The 906-nt window shown below is 40.5% G+C and carries 1 protein-coding gene and 1 pseudogene; both read left to right on the forward strand.

Translation table 11 applies throughout. The features are described 5' to 3' along the window. Nucleotides 1-193: 193 nt before the first annotated feature. Nucleotides 194-310: pseudogene (locus V2H77_RS00310) on the forward strand (phage tail protein); the annotation flags it as partial. 99 nt (nucleotides 311-409) lie between these two features. Continuing rightward, on the forward strand, nucleotides 410-906 hold a 497-nt coding region (locus V2H77_RS00315), incomplete at its 3' end, for a tail fiber assembly protein (RefSeq protein ID WP_341497213.1).

A 906-nucleotide genomic window follows, 5' to 3' on the forward strand; every position in this document is an offset into this window, starting at 1 on the left:
ATTCACATGCAGTAGTTTAGATGTAGATGCAGATCACGAATATGCAAGTATCCGGTTAAAGAAAAAAGATGGATATTATATCCAGATGGCAACGAACCCTGACGGACAAGATCCACTGACTATCTATTACAGAGATAAAAGTGGCAATACCATTTATTACGCAAACTTACAGAAGAAGTCTGGAACATTAGCAATGACTGACGATGTTAGTTCTGTAAATATTCCAGTCGGTGCCCCCATCTTGCATTCGTCAAGATACACTCCGAAAGGGTATCTTTATTGTAATGGTCAGACATTTGATAAATCTCGATATCCACAATTAGCAGCGGCTTATCCAGACGGTAAAGTACCTGATTTGCGTGGTAAATTTGATACACTTAATTACATAGTAAGAGCAGTATGCAGCATAATGACTGAGCAAAAATACTCTTTAGAGCATGAAACAGCCGTGTTGGATAAAGACGGATTAGCAATTCAAGCAGGCTGGATAAAAATTTATCACACTAATCAAATTACACGAGAATTCACAAACTCTGATATTGAGTACGTCATGCTCGGTATCGGTCTGTCAGCGGGTGCTTATCCTGATGCGCCAGAGCTTCCTGATTCTGATGATATGGCTGTTTGTCGCAGTGAAGACGGTAAGCATTGGGAAATAGTACCTGACTATCGCGGAAAAATTGTTTACAACAAGCAAACTCGTGCACAGCAAGAAATTACTGAATTGGGTGAGCTGCCAGAAACTCTGACCTTCAAGAAGCCTGACACCGATTATGACAAATGGGATGGTGAAGAATGGGTAGTTGATAAAGACCTTCTCAAATCCCATCAGATTGCAGAAGCAAAACAGAGGCAAGTAGAACTGTTACGACAAGCAAATGAAACACTTTCATTGCTGCAAGACTC

Source organism: Photorhabdus sp. P32 (genome assembly GCF_038085095.1).
In the GTDB taxonomy this organism is placed as follows: domain Bacteria; phylum Pseudomonadota; class Gammaproteobacteria; order Enterobacterales; family Enterobacteriaceae; genus Photorhabdus; species Photorhabdus luminescens.